Below are 6,177 nucleotides of genomic sequence, written 5' to 3' on the forward strand. Positions count from 1 at the left end.
AAGCGCATAAAAAAGGCGAGAGGGTTATCTCGCCTTTTTTTATTCGCTCACTGCCGTGATGTTTTGCGCTTTTTCCCGTCGCGACGCCAGCCATAGACCGCTGTTTTTCATGGCATAGCCAAACAGCAACCCCAGCGCCAGTGAGGGGACCACCAGCTTCCAGTCCCCCTGCCCTGCAAAGGTCGCGCACGCCCCCATAAAGGTTCCCGGTACAAATGAAAGCAGCAGATGCTTAGCCTGGATGCACATTAAAAAAGCGACGACACCCGTCATGACGTACCCCAGCATCTCCAGATGCGGCGCCAGCGCACTGCCTTTCATGATCACCAGCGCCCAGATAACACCGCTCATCAGCGTGCAGCCTGAGATAAAGAGCCCTTTGACGCCCCCCTGCGGACAGGCGAAATAAGCGGTGCAGCCGAGGAACCCGGCCCAGCTCAGCAATCCGAGAGACACGGCCACCCATCCCCAGAGTCCGGAGAGAATACCTGTCGTTATTGCGATACAAAGTAATATGTTCATGGCGCGCATCTTAGCAGAAGCGCACCATAGAAATGAGATCAGCAGCACATTACGTGCAAGTTGGAATGTTGAGTTGCAGAATTTATGTGACCTAAATCACTCTTCGTTCTCTTCTTCCAGCTCATCCCACATTGCCGCAATAGCGTCGCGGGTCAGCGGCGCCAGCGTCCGCCAGAATGGCGAGGTGGCATGCGCTTCAACTTTACCCAGGAATGTCCCGACCCACGGCAGCAGGTACGTTTCGAACAAGGTTTCGATGGCTTCGTTCTCATCATCACCGGCGTTGTCTTCGATCCAGGATGCCGCCAGCAGCAGCGTACCGATATGATCGGCAGGCGTATCGCTCAGCGGCATACCGCGCGTGGAGAGGAAAGCACGGACTTCCGCTTCCGTTGCCCCATCCTGCCAGGCTGAACGGTATGGCGAAACGCGGCACTCATCGCCGACAAACAGCGCATTGTAGTCCGTCGCAATCTGCTGCATGTCGCAGCTTTTTTGCAGACGTTCCAGTAAATCATCCTGTTCCAGCGGCCAGTTCTGCGCCAGTTTACCTTCACGAATTAACGTAAAAAGCGGAACCAACAGCGGGTCTTGCGGCTGGCGATAATAGAGCGTACCCAGCACGCGGCAAAGGATGGAAAACTCGTTCATTTTTATGATTCCATTACACAATTAAAGATCGGCAAATTCGGCAATCGGTTCCATTCCGCGCGACTCGAGGAAATCGAGCATGCGGCGAGGGGTCACGTTCAGGATTTGCGCTTCCGGGAAGTTAACATCATTCAGCACTTTCAGGCACTCGCTGAAATCACCCAGCGTAAACGCGGTATGAGAGTCTGAGCCCAGCGCCACCATGCCACCGGCATCACGCACGGCGGCCGCCACGTCGCGACAGTTGGCTTCACTGCCCTTACGCGAGTGAACAAAGGAGGAGTTATTAATCTCCAGCGCCACGCGGTGCTTCGCTGCCGCCTGCGCGACAGCCTGAATATCAATCGGATACTTCGGGTTACCGGGGTGGCTGATAATGTGCACATTGCCGCTGGCAATGGTGGCAATCATCGCCGCGGTGTTGGTTTCTTTATCCTGAGGAGGGAAAACCGGCTCATGGAAACCGGCGAGGATAAGGTCAAGAGACGTCAGCATCGGGCCGGTGCAGTCGATCTCACCGTCGATATTTTTGATGTTCGCCTCAATGCCGCGCAGTATCCCAATGCCGTCCACCAGACGTGGCCAAATCCGCATATTCACAAAATGCCAGTAGTGCGGCGCATCCGCCATGTCCGGGCCATGATCGGTGATCGCGAACAGCTTAATACCTTTAAGCTTCGCCTGGGCGATATAATCATGGAGGTTGCTATACGCGTGGGTGCTGGCGACGGTGTGCATATGCAGGTCAACGGGATACATCTCTCTCTCCTCTGCGGTTTTTCCAAAGGATAGCAGTTATCAGCGGCGAATATTAGCAAAAACCCGGCGAACGCCGGGTTTCTCTCAGTAGCCGCGCTGTCTGTCGACCTGGCCGGTGACTGCGTTACCCTTTTCCAATTCGCTGATGGTATGGGATATATACGCCACCGCTTCTGCCGGACGCGTTACGGCAGCCACGTGCGGGGTCATCGCCACGCGCGGATGCGCCCAAAGCGGGCTTTCCGCGGGCAATGGCTCACGGCTATAGACATCCAGCATGGCGCCTTTTAGCTTTCCACTGTCCAGCGCCTTGAGCAGATCGGGCTCGACCAGGTGCACCCCGCGTGCCAGGTTCATCAGGTAGCTCTGATCGACGAGCTGATTAAGCAGGGCTTCATTGATGATCCCTACCGTTTCCGCCGTGTTTGGCAGCAGGTTGATAAGCACGCGTGTGCCTTTCAGAAAGGCCGGAAGCTCATCCGTTCCGGCAAAGCTCTCTACACCCGGATAATCCTTGCGGCTACGGCTCCAGCAGCGCAGCGGAAAGCCCCACGGAGCGAGAGCTTCAGCCACTTTTGAGCCCAGCACGCCCGCACCAAGCATGCCGATCGTAAAGTCTTCGCGACGGTAATCCGGCAGCGGTTCCCAGTGGGATTGCTGTTTAAAGGCCTGATAATCGTCGAAGCGGCGGAACCAGTGCAGCACCTGGCTCACGGCATATTCCTGCATTTGCTGGCCCATTCCGGTATCTTCGAGACGGAACAACGGAATATTTTCAGGCAGCATTTCTGGATGCGCTTTCAGTTTACTGAGGATCGAATCAACGCCCGCCCCCAGCGCGAAAACCGCCTTCAGTTTGCGCCCCTGCAGCATCTCAACCGGCGGGTGCCAGACCAGCGCATAATCGGCATGTTCATTATCGCCACGCTTCCACTCGCGTACGCGTGCGTCGGGCAGCGCCGCCGAAAGTGCGTCAATCCAGTAAGCGGTATCAAATGTAGGGTGATAGAAGAGAATATCTATGGTCATTCCTGCCTTTTATTGCGCTGTTTTGTTTTCATTTTCAAGTGGATTGCCAGCATAACAAATTTATCAGGAAACCGCGTTGCTGATAAAAGAGGCGCTTTGTGCACATTTAGGAGTCAGGTTGCTTGAAGTTTGTCTAAACGCGCTAAATTACTGAAAAAGTGAGTTGACGGCAGTTCGGCTTTTCCTTACATTAGCGCCCGTCCCGACAACAACGGGATGACAATATGGTGAGGTGTCCGAGTGGCTGAAGGAGCACGCCTGGAAAGTGTGTATACGGCAACGTATCGGGGGTTCGAATCCCCCCCTCACCGCCATATTTGAGATGAGAGCTCGTACGAAAGTACGGGCTTTTTTCTTTTGCATTGTCGGGTGGCGCTGCGCTTACCCGACCTACAAAAAACTACTCTTCAACCATCCGCGCATACTCTTCGGTCAGAAAATCCACCAGCGTTCTGACAGACGGCAGCAAACCTCGTCTGGAGGGATAAACAGCGTGAATCACTTCCCGCCGGGGTTCCCACGCCTCAAGCACCCGTACCAGTTCCCCTGACGCCAGCTGGTCCTTGACCATCAAAATCGGCAGCTGCACCACGCCGATGCCTGCCATGGCAGCTTCACGAAGCGCCAGCATATCGGTGGTGATCAATCTAGGATGGTAATGGATCTCCGCTTTAGCACCTCCGGGACCGGAGAGCTCCCACTTATGGATATGTTTCCCCTCGTTCATGCTTAACCCGGGCCAGGCACTGAGTTCCGACGGAACGACGGGTTCTCCCATGCGTTGAATCAAGGCCGGACCCGCGACCAGACAATGTCCCCTGTCAGCCAGCACCCTTAACACCAGATCGCTGTCATCAAACGGACGCGGGCGTACGCGGATCGCGATATCCACCCCCTCGCCCACCAGATCTACCCGCCGGTTGGTCGCCTCAAGCTGAAGATTGATCCCGGGGTAGCGCGCCATAAATCTGGCCAGCATCGGACCAACGTGAACATGCAATAAAGTTATCGGGCACGTGATCCTGACGATACCGCGCGGTTCAGCCTGCAGTGCCGCCACGGCTTCCTCCGCGGCCTCGGCCTCCACCATCATCGCTTTACAGTGCTGATAGAAAGTCTGCCCCACTTCCGTCACAGTAAACTGCCGCGTAGTGCGCTGTATCAACCGTACGCCAAGCCGCTCCTCCAGTTGCGCGATCCTGCGGCTCAGTTTGGACTTGGGTTGGTCAAGCGCCCTTCCCGCCGCCGCAAAGCCACCGTAGTCCACCACCTTCACAAACCAGACGAAGTCATTGAGATCCTGCATAAATCCTCATCGTTCTATTTTCGGAACAGTGAATGCCATTTTCACTATCTACCGGGATATTAACTCTAAATATAAGCTAATTACATCAACAGAACATCAGGAGTTAATCATGAAAAACATTACTGGCGTTTATACCGCTCCGCGTCAGCACTGGGTTGGAGACGGTTTCCCGGTCCGTTCAATGTTCTCTTATCAGACGCACGGCGAGCCTCTCAGCCCGTTCCTGCTGCTGGACTACGCGGGCCCGTACACCTTTCCGGCAGATGGTGCGAAACGCGGCGTAGGCCAACACCCTCACCGGGGTTTTGAAACGGTCACCATCGTCTATTCCGGTGAAGTAGAGCATCGCGACTCCACGGGTAAAGGCGGCGTTATTGGCCCCGGCGACGTGCAGTGGATGACGGCAGGTGCAGGCATTTTGCACGAGGAGTTCCACTCCAGCGCGTTCTCGCAGAAAGGCGGAGAACTGAAAATGATGCAGCTTTGGGTCAACCTTCCGGCGAAAGACAAGATGGCATCACCGGGCTACCAGAGCATTACGAAGGATGCGATCCCGGTTGTGACGCTACCGGATAACAGCGGTTCGCTGCGGGTCATTGCCGGTCGCTACGAGACTGTGACCGGCCCGGCGCACACCTTCTCGCCGCTCAACGTCTGGGACATCGCGCTGAACCAGGGAAGCCATTTGACGATCAATCAGCCCGCAGGCTGGAGCACGGCGCTGGTCGTGCTTGAAGGCAGCATTACGGTGAACGGTACAACTCAGGCAGGTGAAGCCCAGCTGGTCGTATTGAGTCAGGAAGGCGACAAACTGCACCTGGAGGCGAACAGCGATGCAAAAGTGCTGCTGATGGCCGGCGAGCCGCTGAATGAACCCATCGTGGGCTATGGCCCGTTTGTGATGAACAGTAAAAGCGAAATCAACGAAGCCATTCGTGATTTCAACTCCGGCCACTTCGGCCAGATCTGAATGTAATAAAGGAGAAGAAAATGTCTACACCTGCGAATTTTAATGGCACCCGTCCAGTTATTGATGTGAACGATGCGGTGATGTTGCTTATCGATCACCAGAGCGGTCTGTTCCAGACCGTTGGGGATATGCCAATGCCGGAACTGCGCGCACGTGCTGCTGCACTGGCAAAAATCGCTACCCTGGCGAAGATCCCGGTGATCACCACCGCGTCCGTCCCGCAAGGACCGAACGGACCGCTTATCCCGGAGATCCACGCCAACGCGCCGCATGCGCAATATGTTGCCCGTAAAGGTGAGATCAACGCCTGGGATAACCCGGAATTCGTGGCGGCGGTAAAAGCCACCGGGCGTAAAACGTTGATTATCGCGGGCACCATTACCAGCGTTTGCATGGCCTTCCCGTCGATCAGCGCGGTGGCGGACGGCTATAAAGTGTTTGCGGTGATTGATGCCTCCGGTACCTACAGCAAAATGGCGCAGGAGATCACCCTGGCGCGGGTTGTGCAGGCCGGTGTGGTCCCGATGGATACGGCGGCAGTGGCCTCTGAGATCCAGAGAACCTGGAACCGTGAGGACGCGGCTGAGTGGGCGGAGGTGTATACCCACATCTTCCCGGCTTACCAGCTGTTGATCGAAAGCTACGGCAAAGCACAGGAAGTGGTTAAAAACAGCGAAGTGCTCGATTCACAGCGTTAATCCCCTGCTCCACGGCGTAAAAACCGTGGAGCTGATTATTGCTTAACCGAACAGGCACTAAAGCTGAAAATCTGCTTGACCGTTTTAGCGCAACTCCCTATAGTAGCGCCCCGTTGCCCCCCAAGCGGTCAGGCAGCAAAACAATATGGTGAGGTGTCCGAGTGGCTGAAGGAGCACGCCTGGAAAGTGTGTATACGGCAACGTATCGGGGGTTCGAATCCCCCCCTCACCGCCATATTTGA

7 protein-coding genes and 2 tRNA genes are annotated in these 6,177 nt (G+C 55.7%); 4 read left to right on the forward strand and 5 right to left on the reverse strand.

The window, feature by feature from the left end; genetic code table 11:
- Nucleotides 1-39 precede the first annotated feature (39 nt).
- From FU672_RS10955 to ghrA, 4 genes are all read right to left on the reverse strand, one after another.
- Nucleotides 40-522, reverse strand: a complete 483-nt coding sequence (locus FU672_RS10955) for a DUF1097 domain-containing protein (protein ID WP_148243269.1) — start codon at nucleotides 520-522, stop codon at nucleotides 40-42.
- A gap of 96 nt (nucleotides 523-618) precedes the next feature.
- A complete protein-coding gene (locus FU672_RS10960; protein WP_033145180.1) occupies nucleotides 619-1,173 on the reverse strand; it encodes a TorD/DmsD family molecular chaperone in 555 nt (184 codons plus the stop codon).
- A 21-nt stretch (nucleotides 1,174-1,194) separates the two neighbouring features.
- A complete protein-coding gene (locus tag FU672_RS10965; protein ID WP_148243270.1) occupies nucleotides 1,195-1,932 on the reverse strand; it encodes a phosphatase in 738 nt (245 codons plus the stop codon).
- A gap of 84 nt (nucleotides 1,933-2,016) precedes the next feature.
- Nucleotides 2,017-2,955, reverse strand: a complete 939-nt coding sequence (gene ghrA / locus FU672_RS10970; RefSeq protein ID WP_148243288.1) for a glyoxylate/hydroxypyruvate reductase GhrA — start codon at nucleotides 2,953-2,955, stop codon at nucleotides 2,017-2,019.
- A 232-nt stretch (nucleotides 2,956-3,187) separates the two neighbouring features.
- Between ghrA and FU672_RS10975 the strand changes: the two genes are divergently transcribed.
- Nucleotides 3,188-3,275 (forward strand) — tRNA-Ser (locus FU672_RS10975).
- An 86-nt stretch (nucleotides 3,276-3,361) separates the two neighbouring features.
- Here FU672_RS10975 and FU672_RS10980 read toward each other — a convergent pair.
- Nucleotides 3,362-4,267, reverse strand: coding sequence for a LysR family transcriptional regulator (locus tag FU672_RS10980; RefSeq protein ID WP_148243271.1), 906 nt, complete (start codon nucleotides 4,265-4,267; stop codon nucleotides 3,362-3,364).
- Nucleotides 4,268-4,376: 109 nt separating this feature from the next.
- On the opposite strand from FU672_RS10980, the gene FU672_RS10985 reads away from it, so the two are divergent.
- The 3 genes from FU672_RS10985 to FU672_RS10995 all read left to right on the forward strand — a co-directional run bounded on the left by FU672_RS10985 (nucleotide 4,377) and on the right by FU672_RS10995 (nucleotide 6,170).
- Nucleotides 4,377-5,237 carry a pirin family protein gene (locus tag FU672_RS10985; protein WP_148243272.1) on the forward strand — a complete coding sequence of 287 codons (861 nt, stop codon included), beginning with the start codon at nucleotides 4,377-4,379 and terminating at the stop codon, nucleotides 5,235-5,237.
- A gap of 20 nt (nucleotides 5,238-5,257) precedes the next feature.
- Complete coding sequence (locus FU672_RS10990; protein ID WP_032638688.1) at nucleotides 5,258-5,935, forward strand: isochorismatase family protein; 678 nt, start codon at nucleotides 5,258-5,260, stop codon at nucleotides 5,933-5,935.
- A gap of 147 nt (nucleotides 5,936-6,082) precedes the next feature.
- A tRNA-Ser gene (locus tag FU672_RS10995) sits at nucleotides 6,083-6,170 on the forward strand.
- The last annotated feature ends 7 nt before the right edge of the window (nucleotides 6,171-6,177 follow it).

This window comes from Enterobacter asburiae (assembly GCF_008080435.1).
Classification (GTDB): Bacteria; Pseudomonadota; Gammaproteobacteria; order Enterobacterales; family Enterobacteriaceae; genus Enterobacter; species Enterobacter asburiae_C.

Coding starts and splice junctions, on each gene's coding strand:
- FU672_RS10955 (WP_148243269.1), bottom strand. CDS start 522: ATGAACATATTACTTTGTATCGCAATAACGACAGGTATTCTCTCCGGA.
- FU672_RS10960 (WP_033145180.1), bottom strand. CDS start 1,173: ATGAACGAGTTTTCCATCCTTTGCCGCGTGCTGGGTACGCTCTATTAT.
- FU672_RS10965 (WP_148243270.1), bottom strand. CDS start 1,932: ATGTATCCCGTTGACCTGCATATGCACACCGTCGCCAGCACCCACGCG.
- FU672_RS10980 (WP_148243271.1), bottom strand. CDS start 4,267: ATGCAGGATCTCAATGACTTCGTCTGGTTTGTGAAGGTGGTGGACTAC.
- FU672_RS10985 (WP_148243272.1), top strand. CDS start 4,377: ATGAAAAACATTACTGGCGTTTATACCGCTCCGCGTCAGCACTGGGTT.
- FU672_RS10990 (WP_032638688.1), top strand. CDS start 5,258: ATGTCTACACCTGCGAATTTTAATGGCACCCGTCCAGTTATTGATGTG.